Origin of the sequence: Stappia sp. P2PMeth1 (assembly GCF_900185735.1) — a bacterium.
GTDB lineage: Bacteria > Pseudomonadota > Alphaproteobacteria > Rhizobiales > Stappiaceae > Stappia.
Genome location: NZ_FYAW01000037.1, coordinates 19,251 through 37,263 on the forward strand (window position 1 = coordinate 19,251; position 18,013 = coordinate 37,263).

Below are 18,013 nucleotides of genomic sequence, written 5' to 3' on the forward strand. Positions count from 1 at the left end.
CGGTGCACAGCCTCGATCTAGGGCCACGCTCACGCTGAAACAGAATTACCTATTCTGTAACCACCGAATAAAATCGTCGCCTTCTCATTATTCACTCATGATATTTTTGGACTATTGTTACAACAAATGCCAATAAAAACAGTTCGTTGACAGAATAGGTAATATTGTCTCACAATAAACAGGTATCCAGTGATGGATATATCCTCAGAGGCTGGCGGGGGACCGTCAGCCTCGCTGCTGGACATCGGCGTGGGTCTGCGTGGCGAGGAACCGCTCGCCGATCCCCTCGTTGCGATTGGCCGCGTTAATCTCAACACAAGGAAGTGCTGCATCGACGTGAAGCTGAAGACCTACGAGGCGCGCCTTTACAACAATTGGGTCCGACTGCTCCTGGACTCGGGTGAGCCGAACGTGACGGGTTTCAGTGACGCATGGGCCGATACGCGCTACGTCGAGGTCAGAGCCGACTCCATCGAGCAAGCGGCGCGGCTGCTTGCACGCGACTACCCTTCGGAGGCCGGCTTTGTCGTTATCGGCATCGAGGAGCTGCCTGAGCCGGACAAACCGCGCCTGAAGGCCGTCACATGAGAAGGCTCGTACCCGCGCTCTGCCTGCTAACTCTTTCCGCCTGCACGGATTACCAGCGTGGAGCAACGGACGCCCATGTTCGCCAGCCCGATGGCCCGCTGGACTGCCCCGCCTTTCGCCTGGGGCTCATGGGCTGCCCGGCCACCCTCCACGATCACGTCGGCGATTGCAGTTGCGCCGGTGCGTCCGTGGAAACGGGCGTCCGGTATTTCTGCCGGAACGGCCAGTGGCAGCACGTCAGCGGCTCGTGTCCGCCATTGTCCCCCGCGCATCGGTAGGCAGCCGTCCCGCCTCGGGCAGTACAGTGCTTGCCGTTCGTATCCGGAGAGGGCGGCGTCCTGCACCGGTTGGTCGATTGTGCATGCGTAGCCGCGACTGCCGCATGACCGAGCCCATCCGTTGCGTGCCTGGAATGGCGGATGTGGCAGGCCGCTTCTCGACACGGCACTGCCTTGTCCGGTGACGAGGCGGCGCATTCTCTCGACATCAGCACTGACGCAACCGTAGCCATTCTCGCCCATCGGGATCTGATACCGATTGGCCGCGTGTCGGGCGAAGGAGGCCGAGGTCGCCAGCGCGTCCTCCCCCTGTTTGGCGCGGATCAGCCGCCCAAACGCGTCCTTTCCTCGCATGGCCACATCTGAGCCCGTCGCCCGTCCCCGCAACGGCGCGCGGTCAGTTTCTTCCCCTGCGGCTTCGCCGCATTCCTCGCGGGCGCTGCGCTTCAAGAAACAGCCCGCTTGCCGTCTCCCACTGCGTTCCGCCCTGCGGGTGCGGGTCCGTGCTTCGACGGTCTCTCTCATGGGCCATGGAAAGGTCGCGATGGGCGCGACCGCCAGAACCAAACAGAGGAGACTTACATCATGGCAACCATCGGCACCTTCACCAAGACCGACAGCGGCTTCACCGGCACCATCCAGACCCTCGGCGTCAAGGCCACCAAGGTCGCGATCACCAGCGTCGAGAAAACCGCAGACGCCGCCCCCGACTTCCGCGTCAAGGCGGGCGCCGTCGAGATCGGCGCGGCCTGGCACCGCACCTCCAAGGGCGGCAACGAATACATCTCGGTCAAGCTGGACGACCCGAGCTTCGCCGCCCCGATCTACGCCAACCTGGTCGAGCAGGACAAAGGCTTCGCCCTCATCTGGAGCCGCTGACCGCAGGCGACGCCGCCCGCCGATGAGGCGGGCGGCGCTGCCTCCCCCGATAGTTTGACGATTTAACGAATGGACGATTTCAACATGATCACTTTGACCGACATCCATCTGCAACGCCTGCACGCCGAGGCCGCACGCCTCGCCGAAGACGCCGACCGCCGCCTCGCGGCCGCTGAGGACAGCGACGATCCCGACGACTGGGATTCGTGGAAGGAAGCCGACGGCATCGCAACCGGCTTCAAGCTCGCCCTTCAGGAGCTTGCCCGCGAGGCTGCCAACCCTGAGCCGACGCCGCCCGCGCCCGCTCTCTGCTACGACGAATGGCGCGACGCCTATCGCCCTGTCTCGAACACGCTCCGCACGGATGCGCCGTTCGACGGCTGCATGTTCGAGACCTTCGGCCCCGAACTCGACGCCGTTCGTGCAGCCGACCCGGCTTGCGTCTGGACGCTCGTCAGCAGCGATGACGACGACGGCCTCTACCTTCTGACCGGCTTCCACTTCGTCAACCGCCTTGGCTACCTCATCACCGAGCGCCCATGGCAGGGCGTTGGTCAGCTCGACATCCGCGTCGACTGAGGGTGCGTTCCGCCCCCGTCGCTTCGGCGGCGGGGGCTTTTCGTGTGGCCTGATCGGGAATGTGGTCGCGTCCGCGCGACTAACCAAAGGCGCCCGACTTTCGATTGTCACCTGGAGCCAAACGCAGGCCGCCTATGGCAAAGCCCTCCCGCTGAAGCGGGAGGGCCAACCGTTTGGGCAGGTTAGCAGAGCTTGCCGCGCTTGATGATGTCATGGACGCACCATGCAGCAACCGCGAGACTGAGCAAAAACCCTGTGGTGTTCCCAGCGCCGAAATGGAGGCCGGCGAGGAACAGGTTCAGACAGAGCACGAACACGATCATGGCACCACAGCCGCCGCATCCCCGCGGACGGTTCCCTATTGAGCGTTGTGAGAATTGCAGACTGAAATGCCGCTTACGCCGCCCATTGGGCGGGGGTGATGCTCGAAGCGGGACGCCGTTCAGGCGAAGATGTTTCAGTTTGCCGGAAATTATGGATCGCAGCGCAAGTGGCCTGGCTGACGGGCACTCGGGCTAATGGTGTGCCGAATCGCGGCGGCGAGGCGTGACGTGGCGAGCTGGCCCCGGCACAGGCGTCGGTCGGCCGACACGGGTCTTATGGCGGTGACGTGTCACCCGGCGCCTGACGTCCTCACGGTCAGCGGGTCGGTGGTCGGGCATGCAGGGCGGGGCTTGCCACCTTCCGAGGCGCGCGACCGATGCGGGCCTTCCAACTGGGCAAACTGGCGTCGGCGGCGTCCGCCGCAACGGCGCTGCCCGACTTTCTTCCCCTGGCCGATCACCCCAAGCGACAGGTCGCTCGGGGACGCCGATCTTGGCCATTCCTCGCGGTCGCTGCGCTCCAAGAAAGACGGGCCTCGCCGTCTGCCGCTGCGCTTCGCCCTTCGGGTGCGGCTGGACGCCTTTGCCGACGCCTCACGTTGCCCATGGAAGGCCGCGGTCGCGGCCACAGCAACGGAAGGAGGCAAACCATGAACACCCTGCACACCATCGACACCGACTACGAGCTCACCTGGGACGAGTTCCTGATCACCGTGGAGGACCTGCACCTTATCGAGACCGCTGCCGACCTGGCCGACGACGACTACGCCACGGTGCTCGCCGCCTTCGAGCGCGGCCTCAGCCCGAACGGCTGCGTCATGAGCATCATCGACGCCCGCCGTCCGCTCGACGCGCGCGAGCACTGGTTCCACGCCGCCTGACAGACGGCGGCCCGAGCGAACCCCGTCGGGGCGACCCGGCGGGGTTTTCGCATGCCTGTCCGCCGGCAGCTTTCGGGCGGCCGCGACGGCGCTGATGCGCCTCCGTCCGCCCGCTGGCGCTGTGCCGGGTTTCGGCGGCGACATTGTGTTGGTGGCCGTTGGTAGGTGTTGTAGCTTGTGGTACAGGGCGATTGCGGTTAGTATCGCGTTGTCCATCACTGGCATTAAGTGTTTGACCTGTCAGTCCGAATCCACTCCACCCTGTGGACCGACCCCATAAGCGGGGGAGGGTTTTCGTGTCACAGGGGGAGGCAAGATGGATGTTGCGTTACAAAAACTCCCGCGTCGAGGCTGCCGCCCCGACACCGGCCGCGGCTTCGCCGACCGGCCCGGCGGGAGTTTCTTCCACCCAACAGCGCCCGCATTCGACCCCCTGACGGGGTCTCAAGCGACACTCATCTTGCTCTGCGAGGCGACCGGGACAGGGGGCATCTGAGCCATGGCACGGCCAACCCTCGATCCCCAGCGCAAACGCTCCGAGGTCCTGAACCTTCGGCTCTCCCCGACCGAGATGTACGACCTGCGGCGCCGGGCGGCCGAGGCGGGCGTGACGCTCGCCGACTATGCCCGCGCCACCCTGACGGGGCGGCGGCCGAAGCCGAAGCCGGTCAAGGACCGGGTCATGGCAGCGCTGCTTTACGAGCTGTCGTCCATCGCCACGAACCTCTCCCAGCTTGAGGATGCCACGGGCGAAGCCAACTTCGGCCAATGGGCACGCTATGTCGGCGGCGAGCTGGTCGAGCGGGTGACCGACCGCCATGACCTGACGCCGATCATCGAGGAGCACCTTGAGGCGATCAACGGCGCGGGGCACATGGTCAACGCCATGGCGCGGCGCGCCAACATGGGCAAGCCGCTGGACGCGGCTCAGGTCGAGGAAACCCTCTCCATCCTCCGCCGCGTGCTGGAGCCGATCCACCGTGCGGTGAAGCGACCGGCCAAGACAGGCGACGGCGCGTCCGATCCGGGACACGGGCCGGATGCGCTTTAAGGTGCCTGCCCGCCAGCCGGAGAGCTTCCGGGCCTCCGCCCTCTATCTCGCCGGGCGGGTGCAGGGCCTGTCGCCCGACCGGGTGGAGTTCGTCGAACGGCGCAACCTCCACACCGACGATCCGCGCTCGGCGGCGGCCGTCATGGACGCCACCGCCCAGAAGTCGGCGCGGTGCCGCCAGCCAGCCTACCATTTCATCGTCACCTTCGACCCCGACGACGCGGCGGCGGGCAAGGTGACGCCGGAGCTGAAGCGCCGCGTGGCGCAGCAGGTCATCGAGCGGATGGGGCTGACCGAGCACCAGCTCCTGGTCTATTCCCACACCGACACCGACCACCCCCACCTGCATTTTCTGGTCAACCGGGTGCACCCGACGAAGCACATCGCCTACGACCGGCATCAGGACGGGCGGCGGCTGACCGACATCGTGCAGGAACTGGCGCGCGAGCACGGGCTCAACATCCTGCGCAACCGCGAGTACGAGCGCCAGCTCGGCCGCGAGGTGGTGGAGGATTTCGGCCCGGCCCCGACCGATGCCGAATACTGGCGCGCCCGGCGCGAGGAACGCGAGGCGCAGCGCCCCTTCGAGAAGGATGCCGTCACCGACCTGCGCCGCCGCCTGAAGGACGACTTCATCCGCGCCCGCGACTGGGATGACCTGGCCGAGCGCCTCGCCGCCAAGGGCATCACCATGGAGCGCAAGGGGCAGGGCCTGGTGCTCACCGACGGCGACCGCTTCGCCAAGCTCTCGGACATGGGCAAGGGCGTGCGCTTCCACGTCCTGGAGGAACGCTACGGCGAGAGCTTCGACGACCACATGGCCCGCCGCGCCGCCCGCGTCGCTGAGCGGGATCGAGGCAAGGAGGAGCGCACCCCTGACACCAGCGGCATGGCGCCGGCCGAGCGGCGGACGGTGGAGGGGATGTTCGACGAGGAGCCGGATCGCGGTTCGGCCGAGGCGGCCGTGCGGCGCTTCGACCAGGCGGACATGGAGTTCCGCTACTGGAGCCAGATCGAGGCGTCCTACCGCTCTGCCGCCGGCAAGGTGCGCTACGCCGAACGCCAGCAAGCCTTCAACGAGAAGCAGGTGCACCGGGACGAGGCGTGGCTTGGCAAGCGCAGCCGCAGCCTCGACGAGATTCTGGGCAAGGTCTATCGGGACGCCGACAAGGCACGGGCGATCTGGGATGACCTGGAGGAGAAGTTCGGAATCCGCGACGCCGAGCGGATGATCGAGAAGGACCCGTTCATCCTCGGCGCGGTGCGGGGCATCCGATTGGGCGACACCCGCACGGCCGACAGGCGGGAGGCGAAGCGCTACTTCCGCTACATCGTCGAGCGCCGCCAGCGCTGGCGTGACGCGAAGAACCGCCTGGAGCACACCCGCGCCGAGATCGAGCGCGCCCGCCAGCGGGTGAAGCTCGCCGTGCGCGAATACGAGCTTCTCCAGCATGTCGCTGGCTCACCGCAGATGCTGCGCGAGACCATGCTGGAGAAGATCAAGGCGCGGGCACGCGCCCTGTCGCGGGTGACCGAACGCGCTATCGAACGCAGCCGCCTCGCCGACGAGCGGCGCGAGCAGTTGCATCGCGCCTGGCGCGTGGCCAAGGAAAAGCGTCTTGAACGGGAGCGCAAGCGCGAGCGAGGCCGGGCGTTCGGGCTAGATCTCAGCTTGTTCGATAAGTGATACCTGGTAAGAGCATGTGCCGCTACTGATCCGTGTCGGTATCGTACATTCGATCAGGGGACGTGATGGCGGCAGTAATGGCAGGATGTACCCGATTTTGTAGCGCGTCATGCGCCCAAGCCGACAGCTTCGGTATATTGCGCGCCCGCACCATGCGTAGTGCAATCATCACTCGATGGATTAGTGGAAGGGAGCCGCTATCCAAGGCGGCGTCAACCCAAGCATCGGCGTCGGTCCATGTGCGTGAAAGTAGGTCGGCCATAGCCTGAGTTGCTGCTTCGATGGGTGCGCCTTCTTGGCAGAGCACCCGGCCGAGATTGTCCAGGTCGTGCTCTAAGTGACCCAGTCCTTTCTCGTTTGCCCGCAGCAGCGGAAACGGGCATTGGCCGATTTCGAGCAGGACCGAAGCGTCCATCCGTTGGCGGTCGTCACCGACGACAGCGGTCGGCAAGCGTGCGAACTGACCGAGGATCATCCAGGGAGTCGTGTCAGCGTACATGCGAGACCGCTCGGCTCCGAGGTCGATTGCTTCTCCACGAATTTGGCCATGGCGGTCAGATAAGAAAGCCTTACCGTCCTCGATCTTGATGTGTACGATCTGGCCGTCAGGAGTTGCCAGGGCAATCAGCGCGTGCTCGACGAACTCCTCCTGAGGTTCGACTGACAACAGTCCGCTGATGATTCCCGAACTAAACCCACCGGATTTGTCTGCGAGGCTGCGAATCGCCTGCGCACCGATCAGATCACCGAGGTAGACCGCGCCAAGCCGCCGTCCCAACCACACGCCGGCGGCGTGAGGGTCGATTTCCGCCCGGCGCCCGAGTTCGTCCGCAGCCGCGTCGGCAAGTTCGACAAGGAAGGCGGCCGGCACCGTGGGCACGACCACGTCGTCACTGCTGGCGTGGCGGTAGGTCCGCAGCCAACCTGCCGCCTTGAGGCTTGCTAGGTTGTCGCGGGCTTCGCCTGAAATAGCGTCGCGCCGGATAACGAAGCCATTGGAGGCGGTCAAGGCGAGTTCAGCCGAATGAGCCCCGCCATCAGCGAGGGCATCGCGAGCGAGTAAGCGATAGCCGCGAAGGAGGTCTGTCTGGTCGGCGTAGGCTTCGCGGGCAGCGTCCACCAATTCCAGCCCCAGCGAGGGGGGGAGCAGTACCCCGCGGCTCGGATCATTGTAACGGGGGTCGCGCGCAATGTTGTCGTAGATGGTGCGCAACACCCAAGGCGCGCGGTAATCCTCGCTGTACTCCGCCCCATCGAGAAAGACGATCTTGGCACCCTCCAGGGTGCGTCGTGCTGCTCTAAATTCATCCAAGCCGAGAGGGCCAAGCTCGATCAGGGTAGCGTGGGCACCCAGCCCTGTCTTCGTGCGCCCGTTCTGCGCCTTCACCAAACTCTCGGGGCGGTCTGTCGTCAGGATTACCCGCAGCTTTTCGCCTAGATGCAGGCTTGCCAACTCTTCCAAGTCTGCGGCCATCGCCGTTCCCGGATCAACACCGTCGACTGCGACCACCAATGTCGGACCAGTGGAACCGTTTGACATACGGCGGAGCCATTGACGCGCGTCATTGGATGTTATGTTCCACTCCAGTTGAGCAGCAAACAAATTGGCAAGGGTCTGGAAAAGTCCGGGACCGGAGCCCCGTAGCATTAGCACTGCCAGGTCCTCACTATCGACCATCCGCAGTGCCAACTCCCGCAAAAGACTGGTCTTGCCAGTCACCGGTGCTCCTTCTACCACAATGAAGATTGGTCCGCCCTTAAGTGCCTTGATGGCTCTTTGCGTAGCCAGACGTGGGAAAAGGAGATCCCTGGCGAAGGGGCGATCCGCAGCACCGGGTGGATCTGTCATCGCGGCAATGAGCGCATCAGTGTTTGCTCGAACGATACGAGGCCATACCCCCGTCTCCCGACCCATAAGCGCTTCAATCGCCCAACGCATGTCGGCGGCTGCCACTTTGGCGGCATTAGTCAGTAGCTGCTCCACCGCGGTCGCCGTGTTGTCCCCACCAGACCATGGCTGGCCATTATTGGCATCGTAGATACGGGTATCGGCCCCGTTGGTGACGATCACCAGAGGCGGTCGCGGTGTGATCTGATTGGCGTAGCTCTGGGCCTGTTCGAAGTCGGTGTGCGTCAGGGGCACGCTTTCCCGCTTGACCTCCAGCACCGCGAGCGGACGCTCCTGGTAGAAGATAAGAATGTCAGCTCTACCGCTCTTTTCCCATTGAGCGGCGCTATCGAATTCGTGGGTCTCATGCCCAAGTCGCACTCTGAAGTGCCGCTGCTGCACAAGCTGGTCCCGTGGGATGTTCGGGAAGGCGGTGGCTATGGCTGTTGCCAGCCGACTTTCGAGTTCGGCTTCGGGCCGCACGGCGTGGGCGGTTGCTTTGACCTTCTTGGGCCTCTTCGTAGGGGTTATCTGAGCCATACTTCATCCTACGACATTTGATGCCGACCGAAAATTGCGCTGACGGTCAAAGTCTCCCCAGACTGCGCTCGAAGTCCATCTAAGTGGGATAGTTACAATCCGTCCCCAGTACAGAATGGCATACCGTTTCGGCGATCATGCCAGCCGATCATGAACCTGATACGGGCTTCCTCATCGCTTGTCACGACGGTCGCATTGCAGCGTCGGTAGTCGCCAGTTGAACCAGTGCGAATTTCTGTCGCTGCGTAGAGCCCGAGGACGGTTCGACGGCCCTGCGCTTCGAGCGTCTCGCGAACCTGATCCGAAGAGCTCGCCTCGTCGCATCGCGGCAACTCCATCGCGTTCCCATGGGCGTCGCGGTCCAGGAACATAGCGAGCGGGATGGCCCAGACTGTGGCGACGAGCAGGCCCAGAAAGGCGTACCCGCCGATATCGTGATTGAACGGTTTCATCATTTCATCCTTTCGCTATTTCATCATGTCGGCGGAGATGAGCGCGCCGGGATCATCCTCGGCCGCTTCCATCCGCCACGGCGTCCAGCGCCCCTTGAAGGCGCGCTCCTCGAAGTAGCGGAGCTTCTGCGCCAGGATCGGCCGACAGCCCTGCACGAACAGCAGCTGGCAGCTCTCTGGCAGCAGCATGATCTCGGACGGCGCCAGCAGCGGGCGGCCGATCTCGCTCTGGTGTTCGCTGTAGGTCGAAGCGAAGGTGAGGAACGGCAGTCGTCCGCTCTTGCCGCCGCTGGTGACGGGGATGGTACGCTTGCCCAGCATGGCGGAGAGAAGCTGCGCGGTATCGCTGTCCTGAACGTTGAAGGCTTGCCGCACCGCGCAGTTGGCGATCATCGAGCGCCATTTGCGGTAGGTGCTCTGGAGCTGGTCGAGGTCCTGGACGAACAGCCACAGATGCGCCCCGTAGCCCGCGAGGTAGCCGATACCGTCCTCGATGGGCCGCATCGAGCCCAGCGTCGGCAGCTCGTCCAGCAGGAAGAGCACCGGATGCCGGGGCACACGCTTGTTGCGGGTCATGGCCGCCGTGGTCAGTCCGACCATGAGCCGCAGGAAGGGCTGGTAGACCGTCGCGTATTCCGGCGGGACGATGAGGAAGATTGACATGACGCCGTTCTTCAGGTCTTCGAGCCGGAAGGTCGAATGGTTGGTGATCGCCGCGAGCTGCGGGCTGTCGAACACCGCCGTGCGCGTCTGTGCCGTCGAGACGACGGCCGAGCGCTCCTTGGCCTCCTTCTGCGAGAATCCGTCAGCGATGCGCTGGACGATGGGGTGCTTGCTGTCGCCCATGTGGGCGAGCACCGCGTCGAACTTCTCGCGCGAGCGCATCAGGAGGACGCGGAGTTCGCGCAGGTTCCGGCGGTGCGGCGGCATGTCCAGGGCGATATGGAGCAGCAGGCCGGTGACCAGCACACGGGCCTCTTGCTCCCAGTGGTTCGGCTCGTGGCCTTCGGGAGCCACGATCATCTCGGCGATCAGCCGCGCGTCGTCCACATCGTTGACGGTTCCGGCGCGAATGAACTCGACGGCATTGTAGGAGGCGCTCTCGATGCCGGGATCGAATGGCGCGAAGGCGTGCACCGGTCCGAGCGTGCCGCGATGGCGGGCGGTGATGCGGTAGTTCTCGCCCTTGATGTCGGTCACCACCACCGAGCCCGGATGGTCGAGCAGGTTGGGGATGACGACGCCGATACCCTTGCCCGAGCGCGTCGGCGCGAAGGTGAGCAAATGCCCCGGCTTCCCGAAGCGGATGAAGCGTCCGCCTTTCTTGCCCAGGATTACGCCACGCGAGCGCAGCCCGGCGCTGCGGATGTCACCCGTCGTCGCAAAGGCCGCTGAGCCGTGTGCATCGGACGGCTTGCGCGAGAGGCGATAGGCGAAGAAGAGGATCGCCGCGAAGGCCGCGGCTGCCGTCGTGCCCAGCACGACCAGCCGGTCGGCGCCGATGGTCAGATTGTCGATGATGGTCCAGATGAGTGCTGCGATGAGCAGGCAGATGGGCAGCTCGACGAGGACAAGCCTGACGAGACGCCACAGAAGACATAAATGCCCCATGGTGCATTCCCTTGGTAGTTAACTTTGCCAAGAGTTTATGGGACGGCGAAAAATTACATTGGCTGACGTGTGGTAATTCGTATCGTTTGAGACAATAATTGAAGTGTTGCCGACCCCGTTCGTCGCATTCCCAATTGACGACTTTGCCAAATGAGGGGTCGGCAACGCCTTCCTGATACAGATATTGGCATCGAGGGTTTGCAGGAAAACCTGTCAACCTTCACAGCTTGTATTTCATAAAGAAATACCTATATAGCGATTTCGTTATTTCTTCATCCGCGCCGCTGTTTCACCAGCGCGAAGCCCTCTTTCAATATGTCCAGCATCGAGACGCCATGCACCGCCGCGTAGGCTTTGAACTCGCGGTGAAACTCTGGGCTGACCTTGAAGTTGAGCGGCTTCATAGCACCCGCCTCGGCGCGATCGAGGTTATGCACGACCTGAACCGGGGCGGGCGGCAGGCCCTTGCTCGTCCTCTGGGGCGGCAGAATCTTCGTCATCTCAGGCGGCCTCCCTGTTGCTGCTCGCCTGCATCAGCTCGGCGATCTCCTGGGTGATGGCTTCGGCCCGTTCGTTGAGGGACGGGAAGCGCGTTTCTGTCGGGGCGCGACCTTCGTCGCTGGCGCGACGGAATCCGGTCTTCTCGGGCAGAACGTTGGCTAGAGAACGGTATCCCGCCTGACGCACATAGGCGCTGGCCTCGGCCAGCTCGCCTTCGCTGTCGCCCACGCGGCAGAAGGCCACGACGATCTTCTCGGCCGGTATGCCTTTCCGGGTCAGTTCATGCGCCAGCAGGACGGTTGGTTCAAGGTCGTCCAGGGCAAGCCCGGTGGGCAGCACGACGAGCGTGCTCGCTTCGGCGATCTGAAGCGTGCCCATGGTAGCGTGCGGCGGGCCGTCGAGGATCATCAGGTCGTATCCGGCTGCCGCCTTCACGGCCTGGCCGACGGTGCCGAAGCGTTCGACCGCGACCACCGGCTCGACGCTGCGCTGAAGGCGCCGCGCCTGCCAACTGAAGCTGGTGCCCTGCTGGATGTCGAGGTCTGCGATCTTCACGTTCCAGCCGGCAAGCGCATATTCACGCGCGATGAGGCGGGCCAGCGTGCTTTTGCCGACGCCGCCTTTTTGAGAGATGGTTCCAATGAAAAGAGTCATGTCCGATCTTTCTTGTTGTTTTTGTTGAAAGGACGAATTGAGGAAATCATGACATATGGAAATCGTTATTTCACGCATTTTCGCCGAAGCGCATAAGTATTGGCAAAATACAATGTATGGAGGAGCCGCGCATTCGGCCGACCGTCTTCGCCTTCCTTGACCAGATACGCCATGTGGAGGACGTGGCGTCCCTCGAAGCTGCCTTCTCGAAGGCGCTCTGGGACCTCGGATTCCGGGAATGGGCCTACCAGGTCATTCGCACCGACGCGCTCCCGGACGAGAAGCCGCTCATCCTCACGACCTTCTCCGATGACTGGTACAACCACTACATCGACAACGGCTATCACCGCATCGATCCGGTGATCCAGAATGGACCGTTGCAGGTCGCGCCCTTTACCTGGAGCGCCATGTCATTCGGCATCGAGCCGTCGCCGGAACAACGGCGCCTGTTCGCAGAAGCCGCTGAGTTCGGGGTCCGGGAAGGCGTCGGCATCCCGATCCATGGTGCGCGCGGCGCGCTGGCGATGGCGTCCATGGTTTCCGACCATGGCGCGGCCGGTCTCGACCGACTGATGTCGACCGTTGGGCAGGATGTGCACCTGCTCTCGCTGGCTTTCCACAATCATGCCCGTGAGCTGCTCGCGCTCGGCCGCATGGGGCGCACCACCGTCAGCCTGACGCCGCGCGAGCGGGAATGCCTGCTCTGGAACGCGGCCGGCAAGTCGGCCTGGCAGACCGCGCAGATACTCGGGATATCGGAGCGCACGGTCTATTTCCACCTCGCGAACGTCCGCGCCAAGATGGGCGTCGCGAACGTCTATCACGCCGTGATGAAAGCGATCATGGAAGGCATGATCTCCCCCTGAAAGCGCTTTACTCGCCAGTAACCTGTGGAGGTTGACAGGATGGCAGGCGCGTCTTTCTCTGGCTCAATGCTCCCAAACACATTGGGAGGGAAGCCATTGCTTCACATCATATCGAAAGAGAATGCACACCTGCACTGGGATGCGCTTGCATCCATGCACCAGCTCCGCCGCGCGGTCTTCAGCGAGCGGCTTGGTTGGAGCGTCACTGTCGTCAACGGGTTGGAGCTCGACCAGTTCGACCTGCCCGAGGCGCATTACCTTGTTCACTACGCCGCCGACGGCCGCGTGAACGCCTGTACCCGGCTTCTGCCGACGACCGGCCCCAATCTTCTGGCCGATGTGTTCCCCGAGCTCGTCGAGGGAGAGATGCCGTGCGCAGCCGATATCTGGGAGAGCACCCGCTTTTGCGCCGACCAAGCCACGGCGCCGGGTAACATCGCGGCCATTCTCATGGCCGGCATGCTGGAGTTCGGGCTGTTCACCGGGCTGCGCGGTTATGTGTCGGTATCGGACGTCCGCATGGAGCCGATTATGCGCCGTGCCGGATGGAATCCCGTCCGCCTGGGCGGAACGATGGAGACTGGCACAGATACCGCGGCTGCCGAATGGCTGGAGGTGTCTCTGGCCTACCTCGGGCGGGTCCGCGAGCGGGCTGGCTCCGGCGCGCCGATCATCGCCAACCTGGACGAGATCGATCAGGGAAGGGTTGCGGCATGACATACGACACCGAATGGCCGGCGTCGCCGCCACAGGCCGGCGAACGGGCCTCCTGCATCGAAGCCGACAGGCTGGCCTGGTGCATCCGGTATCTGGCGGATGAGGCGCGGCGGAGTGGATTCGATGAAACCGCAGCGGCTCTGGAGGCAGTAGAAATGCCACGCAAAAACGACCGTTTATGCAACAAGTCAGACTATATTGATGGTACTGTATAATTCTGTTGCGAATACTTGTTGCGAAAAATGGAGTGCCGCTGACGGTTGATATTTGGGTATGTCCGCGTCTCGAAAGCTGAGGGCCAGGATACGGCCCCGCAGGTCGCTGCGCTGAAGGCTGTGGGGGCAGAGGCGATGTTTGAGGACGTGGCCTCGGGTGGACGGTTCGACCGCCCGGCGCTTCAGAAGCTCCTCGTCAGCGTACAGCCAGGTGATGTGGTCATCGTCTGGAAGCTCGACCGCCTCTCGCGTTCCCTGACGGACCTGCTGCGGATCATGGAGCGCCTCGACAAGGTAGGGGTCGGCTTCCGGTCACTGACGGAGGCCATCGACACGACAACGCCGGCCGGCCGCATGATGATGCAGATGCTGGGCAGTGTGGCAGAGTTTGAGAGGGAGATTATTCGCGAGCGCACCCGTGCTGGCTTGGCCCATGCCAAAGCGCAAGGGCGCACGCTCGGTCGGCGTCGTGCCATCACCAGCGATCAGCACCGCAAAGCCTTGCGCTGGATGCAAGAGGGGCAAAGCCAAGCCGAAGTTGCCCGAACTCTCGGGGTCCACCGTTCGACAATATCCCGTCTTACGGCAGCTACGCGACATAACAAAGATTGACAGTCTTTGCTTCGACCAGCATCAAATCTCCGCTACTTTCTGCCGCGAAGGCGGACGTAGTCGGGCTTGGCGGCCGGGTTCCTGCGGGGCATGGCAATGCCCGTGATAGTGACCGGCACACGTCGCATGGCGACGGTCTGGCTGCCCACCTTCACGACGCAGTCCATGTAGTGGGTGCCGCGATAGGCCGAACGTTCATTCGCCGTGAGGCCGAGCCCGGCAAAATGGCCAAGATCGTTCGTGTTCTCGGCCTCGCCGCCTTCATTGCGCACCATCCATGCGACGGAGCTGTTCGCCGGAAGCTGTCCCGGATTCACCACCTCGAAATTGATATCGCAGTCCTTCGGTATCGGCCCAATCCGGTTCATGTCAGTGAACCGCCCGCCCTGCGGGTTGTTGCGAGAAACCGCCGTGATCCGGATCTCGGGCATCACCGATCTTACCGGCAGCCACTTTGCCATTTCGACCAGCGCCTGCTGCCCCTCGGGCATCGGGAATAGGTGCTCGAACGCCTCCTGCCAGATGTCGGCTGCGGCGAATTCGGTTTCCGCCTCGCAGGCGCGGCTAGCTACGTCCAGCAGGTCAGATAGCGCAAGGGTGAAGTCGTGCATTTGCTGCGAGGACATCCGGACCAGGTTTTCATCAGGATCAACGGGATTAGGTACTTGCCAATCGTCCTCAAGGCGCTCGGTGATGTGCTCGACGAGATCGCGCAGAGCTTCATCATCGGCCGGAAGTTGGCCCAACTTCTGGGCCGCTTCGGCAATCAGAACGGTTAGAAGGATTGACGAAGGCCGGTCGGATTCAGGGAACTTGAGGGCGGCCCACGCCTTTAGGTATCTGATCTGGCGTCGCACTTTGCCGCGCTCGATGTCATCGAACGAGTCGCGAAACCAGATGTAGATTGCCTTCGGATCGCTGTCCTCCCAGCCATCGCGGGTCGCAAGGGACCGCTCGTCCAAATCAGGTTCCAGATGATACGCGGGCACGTCGATATGGAAATCTCCCTTGAACCGGATGCGCTCGCACCGTGGCTTGGACGGGGCGACTTCCAGAACGTCGTCCGGATTGTCCGCCGCATAGGCGACAAGACTGTCCCTGACGAAGCCCTTCAGGGTTTGAGGGGTATAGTCTCCGTCGTCGCGCGAACCCTTCCACACATAATAGATGCCGAGGTCGATATCGAACTCCTCGCCAAAGCGAACAGGGCGCGTTTGCGTTCCGAATTTATATGACCCCTGAAGCCATGTGCGGATCGAATAGCCGCTCCTCTCCCGCAAGTCGGCGGAGAGGTGTTCGGCGAGGGCGTTCCAGCGCTCCTGCTGTTCCTCGAACTGCTCGCTTGAGGGCGTAATGCGCCGATGCAGCGTCTGCTTCTCGGTATCGTTAGAACTGTAAAAAAGCGATGATGCGGAACCCATAAAATCATCCCTTCAAAGTGTCGAGATTGTAGAAAACAGGCGCGGGGGCCTGCCCTGACATTATTTCCTTTAGGAGGGGCGCGTTAAGCGCGGTCTGGACAGTAGCTTGGGCCAGACCCTTGATGGTTTTCTGGGCGTCAGGCGTTGCCACGTCGAGCGCAAGATGGCGCTCTTGTTCTTTCGACTGCACCGCGTCAAGCCGTAGGTAGCGCTCGGCCAAACGGTGCCTCATCATAAAGTCAACAGAATGTTGCTGCGCAGCGATGATGACGCTGACAAGCCGCTGCTCGCGCATCCATCCGAAGGCACCAAGCTCGCGGCCGTGCGCATGGGCAAAAGAAAACTGGGCGGTGGTCGTGCCGATACTCAGCAGCCGAACTTGGTCGGCCGGTCTCTGGAAGAAATGCTCGGCCTCATGTACGGCGAGCAAGTCGGGGGAGTTCGCATAGAGCCCGCCGTCGGTGAACAGCGCGTCCCCGACCTCGGCGATAGGAAAGTAGGTGGGTGCCGCGGAGGTCGCCAAGGCGACATCGACGGCCTTCAGGTGCAGATCCCTGCGGAAATCTTCGTGATGCGGGGTTTTGAACATCTGCGGCCCGCCCTTGGTCAGGTTGACGGCCGGGACAATGACCGGGTGTTTCAAATGACCAATGAGCGTGTCGGCGCCCACGATGCGGACGATAGTGTTCCTCAGGGCGTCGGGTCGGTATTTCGGCTTCCGCCAATAGCGGCACAGGTCGGCGAACGAGCCAGCAATACCTTGCGGCGCCGGACGGTCGGAAAAGATCATCGTGCCGTCGTCTTCAAATGCCTTCTTAATGTCTTTTGCGGGTATTTCGTTCGCCAGACCGAGGGCGATAATTCCGCCAACCGATGTGCCGGCAATCAAGTCGAAATGGCGGGCGATAGGGGCGCCGTAGCTCTCTTCGAGTGCTGCGAGGACCGACGCCGTATAAAGGCCGAGGTAGCCGCCGCCGCTCAAGGAGAGAATCGTAAAGCGATCAGTTTGCGTGCGCATGTCTGTTCTCCCTGTCCGGCGGCCGCTTCTTAATGCTTCTTGTCTTTGGGCGGGTTTGGGTCGTTGCCAGGCGCGACCGTATCGGAATCGCGCCACTTTCCGTCGCGACCCTGAATCCGCACTTCGCCGCCTCCCGCCTTTTCCACGACCTGCTTGGCCGCACGTTCGGCATCCGCCTGTCGCTCATGGACGCTACTGGCCCGCTCCGCGCCAGCGCCTTTCACAGCCCAGCCCTTCGGGTGTTTGACCACATACCGGTCGTTCTTCGACATCGCTCTCTCCAAATGCGTTGACGGCGATTCCCTCATGGGATAAGAAAGTATACGGGCAGTGTTTCGCTGTCAATAAAGTTACTGTACGGATCGGAGCGCACATGTCGGGAGGTGGCCCAGAGCTACGGTGGGGGGTCGAGCAACGGCTTGAGTTTATTGAGTTCCGCCTCTTCTGGGAGGGCGGCATCAACCGCTCAGACATCACCGGATTTTTCGGCGTATCGGTGCCGCAGGCGTCGAAGGACCTGACCCAGTACCAGGAGCTTGCGCCCGACAACGTGCGGTATGACCGCAGCGAGAAGCGCTACTTCGCGACCGAGTCGTTCCGCCCGCGCTTCCTGAAACCGGACGCGGATCGCTACCTTACGCAGCTTCTGTTCGCGGCCGACCCCGCTCTTCATGGCGACCGCACATGGCTGACCAATCCCCCGAGCGTGGACACCATGCCCGTGCCGCATCGCCGGGTGGACATCGCTGTCCTCCGCATGATCCTGGCTGCGGTCCGGGGCCAGGCCTCGGTTGAGGTTCTCTATCAGTCGATGAATGAGCAGCGGCCGGAGCCCCTTTGGCGGCGTATCAGCCCTCATGCCTTCGGCAGCGATGGCTTTCGCTGGCACGTCCGCGCCTTCTGTCACATCGACAACAGGTTCAAGGATTTCTTGCTCTCGCGATGCCTTGAGGCCCGATCGCTTGGGGAGCCCGGGGCACGACCCGAAGATGATAAGCAGTGGGCAGATTTCTTCGACGTGGAACTTTCGCCCAATCCGAAGATCGGCGAGAATCAACGAAAGATAATCGCGCAGGATTACGGCATGCGCGACGACAGTATCGCAATCCCCGTCAGGCGGGCGCTGCTTTACTACTTCCGAAAACGGTTGCGTTTGGACGTGGCGGATGTTCTCGACGATCCACACGAGACGCCCGTCGTCGTCACCAACCGCGCGGAATTTGATGCCGCCTTGGCTGAGGCGATGAAGTGA

The 18,013-nt window shown here is 62.9% G+C and carries 20 protein-coding genes; 11 read left to right on the plus strand and 9 right to left on the minus strand.

The features are described 5' to 3' along the window. Nucleotides 1-249 precede the first annotated feature (249 nt). The 3 genes from P2PM1_RS21085 to P2PM1_RS21095 all read left to right on the plus strand — a co-directional run bounded on the left by P2PM1_RS21085 (nucleotide 250) and on the right by P2PM1_RS21095 (nucleotide 2,324). A complete protein-coding gene (locus tag P2PM1_RS21085; RefSeq protein WP_186400429.1) occupies nucleotides 250-588 on the plus strand; it encodes a hypothetical protein in 339 nt (112 codons plus the stop codon). Between the two features lie 863 nt (nucleotides 589-1,451). Continuing rightward, nucleotides 1,452-1,745: a DUF736 domain-containing protein gene (locus P2PM1_RS21090; RefSeq protein WP_023433005.1), complete on the plus strand. Its 294-nt coding sequence runs from the start codon at nucleotides 1,452-1,454 to the stop codon at nucleotides 1,743-1,745. A gap of 69 nt (nucleotides 1,746-1,814) precedes the next feature. Further along, a complete protein-coding gene (locus P2PM1_RS21095; RefSeq protein WP_186400430.1) occupies nucleotides 1,815-2,324 on the plus strand; it encodes a hypothetical protein in 510 nt (169 codons plus the stop codon). Nucleotides 2,325-2,506: 182 nt separating this feature from the next. On the opposite strand, the gene P2PM1_RS21100 is transcribed toward P2PM1_RS21095, so the two are convergent. Then, complete coding sequence (locus tag P2PM1_RS21100; RefSeq protein WP_186400431.1) at nucleotides 2,507-2,647, minus strand: hypothetical protein; 141 nt, start codon at nucleotides 2,645-2,647, stop codon at nucleotides 2,507-2,509. A 650-nt stretch (nucleotides 2,648-3,297) separates the two neighbouring features. Between P2PM1_RS21100 and P2PM1_RS21105 the strand changes: the two genes are divergently transcribed. The 3 genes from P2PM1_RS21105 to P2PM1_RS21115 all read left to right on the plus strand — a co-directional run bounded on the left by P2PM1_RS21105 (nucleotide 3,298) and on the right by P2PM1_RS21115 (nucleotide 6,266). Then, nucleotides 3,298-3,528, plus strand: coding sequence for a hypothetical protein (locus tag P2PM1_RS21105; RefSeq protein WP_208985366.1), 231 nt, complete (start codon nucleotides 3,298-3,300; stop codon nucleotides 3,526-3,528). Between the two features lie 499 nt (nucleotides 3,529-4,027). Next, nucleotides 4,028-4,579, plus strand: a complete 552-nt coding sequence (locus P2PM1_RS21110; RefSeq protein WP_208985367.1) for a hypothetical protein — start codon at nucleotides 4,028-4,030, stop codon at nucleotides 4,577-4,579. Beyond that, nucleotides 4,569-6,266, plus strand: a complete 1,698-nt coding sequence (locus P2PM1_RS21115) for a relaxase/mobilization nuclease domain-containing protein (protein ID WP_186400432.1) — start codon at nucleotides 4,569-4,571, stop codon at nucleotides 6,264-6,266. Before P2PM1_RS21110 ends, P2PM1_RS21115 begins: the two co-directional genes overlap by 11 nt. 22 nt (nucleotides 6,267-6,288) lie before the next feature. Here the strand turns inward: P2PM1_RS21115 and P2PM1_RS21120 are convergent, their stop codons facing one another. The 5 genes from P2PM1_RS21120 to P2PM1_RS21140 form a co-directional block, all read right to left on the minus strand. Beyond that, nucleotides 6,289-8,694, minus strand: a complete 2,406-nt coding sequence (locus tag P2PM1_RS21120) for a type I restriction enzyme HsdR N-terminal domain-containing protein (RefSeq protein ID WP_186400433.1) — start codon at nucleotides 8,692-8,694, stop codon at nucleotides 6,289-6,291. Between the two features lie 92 nt (nucleotides 8,695-8,786). Further along, entirely contained in the window at nucleotides 8,787-9,146 is a 360-nt protein-coding gene (locus tag P2PM1_RS21125) for a hypothetical protein (RefSeq protein ID WP_186400434.1), read from the minus strand. A gap of 15 nt (nucleotides 9,147-9,161) precedes the next feature. Continuing rightward, nucleotides 9,162-10,757 (minus strand): type IV secretory system conjugative DNA transfer family protein, encoded by a 1,596-nt coding sequence (locus P2PM1_RS21130; protein ID WP_186400435.1) that lies wholly within the window; start codon nucleotides 10,755-10,757, stop codon nucleotides 9,162-9,164. Between the two features lie 272 nt (nucleotides 10,758-11,029). Then, nucleotides 11,030-11,257, minus strand: coding sequence for a hypothetical protein (locus P2PM1_RS21135; RefSeq protein ID WP_186400436.1), 228 nt, complete (start codon nucleotides 11,255-11,257; stop codon nucleotides 11,030-11,032). A gap of 1 nt (nucleotide 11,258) precedes the next feature. Beyond that, entirely contained in the window at nucleotides 11,259-11,912 is a 654-nt protein-coding gene (locus tag P2PM1_RS21140; protein ID WP_186400437.1) for a ParA family protein, read from the minus strand. A gap of 116 nt (nucleotides 11,913-12,028) precedes the next feature. Here P2PM1_RS21140 and P2PM1_RS21145 point away from each other — a divergent pair, with 116 nt between their 5' ends. The 4 genes from P2PM1_RS21145 (at nucleotide 12,029) to P2PM1_RS21160 (ending at nucleotide 14,322) form a co-directional block, all read left to right on the plus strand. Further along, on the plus strand, nucleotides 12,029-12,778 hold the full coding sequence (locus P2PM1_RS21145; protein WP_208985368.1) for a LuxR family transcriptional regulator: 750 nt from the start codon (nucleotides 12,029-12,031) through the stop codon (nucleotides 12,776-12,778). A gap of 96 nt (nucleotides 12,779-12,874) precedes the next feature. Then, the gene (locus P2PM1_RS21150) at nucleotides 12,875-13,495 is read left to right on the plus strand and encodes an acyl-homoserine-lactone synthase (RefSeq protein ID WP_208985369.1); all 621 of its coding nucleotides are present in this window, start codon (nucleotides 12,875-12,877) and stop codon (nucleotides 13,493-13,495) included. Further along, complete coding sequence (locus tag P2PM1_RS21155; RefSeq protein WP_186400438.1) at nucleotides 13,492-13,710, plus strand: hypothetical protein; 219 nt, start codon at nucleotides 13,492-13,494, stop codon at nucleotides 13,708-13,710. The genes P2PM1_RS21150 and P2PM1_RS21155 overlap by 4 nt, the downstream gene beginning before the upstream one ends. A 45-nt stretch (nucleotides 13,711-13,755) precedes the next feature. Beyond that, a complete protein-coding gene (locus P2PM1_RS21160; RefSeq protein WP_186400439.1) occupies nucleotides 13,756-14,322 on the plus strand; it encodes a recombinase family protein in 567 nt (188 codons plus the stop codon). A 32-nt stretch (nucleotides 14,323-14,354) separates the two neighbouring features. Here P2PM1_RS21160 and P2PM1_RS21165 read toward each other — a convergent pair whose 3' ends face one another. Genes P2PM1_RS21165 through P2PM1_RS21175 form a run of 3 tightly spaced genes read right to left on the minus strand, consistent with a single transcriptional unit; the run spans nucleotide 14,355 to nucleotide 17,033 of the window. Next, nucleotides 14,355-15,743 carry a nucleotidyltransferase gene (locus tag P2PM1_RS21165; RefSeq protein WP_186400440.1) on the minus strand — a complete coding sequence of 463 codons (1,389 nt, stop codon included), beginning with the start codon at nucleotides 15,741-15,743 and terminating at the stop codon, nucleotides 14,355-14,357. Nucleotides 15,744-15,747: 4 nt separating this feature from the next. Further along, complete coding sequence (locus P2PM1_RS21170; RefSeq protein WP_186400441.1) at nucleotides 15,748-16,761, minus strand: CBASS cGAMP-activated phospholipase; 1,014 nt, start codon at nucleotides 16,759-16,761, stop codon at nucleotides 15,748-15,750. A gap of 29 nt (nucleotides 16,762-16,790) precedes the next feature. Further along, nucleotides 16,791-17,033, minus strand: a complete 243-nt coding sequence (locus tag P2PM1_RS21175; protein ID WP_186400442.1) for a DUF2188 domain-containing protein — start codon at nucleotides 17,031-17,033, stop codon at nucleotides 16,791-16,793. A gap of 101 nt (nucleotides 17,034-17,134) precedes the next feature. Between P2PM1_RS21175 and P2PM1_RS21180 the strand changes: the two genes are divergently transcribed. Then, the gene (locus tag P2PM1_RS21180) at nucleotides 17,135-18,013 is read left to right on the plus strand and encodes a WYL domain-containing protein (RefSeq protein WP_186400443.1); all 879 of its coding nucleotides are present in this window, start codon (nucleotides 17,135-17,137) and stop codon (nucleotides 18,011-18,013) included.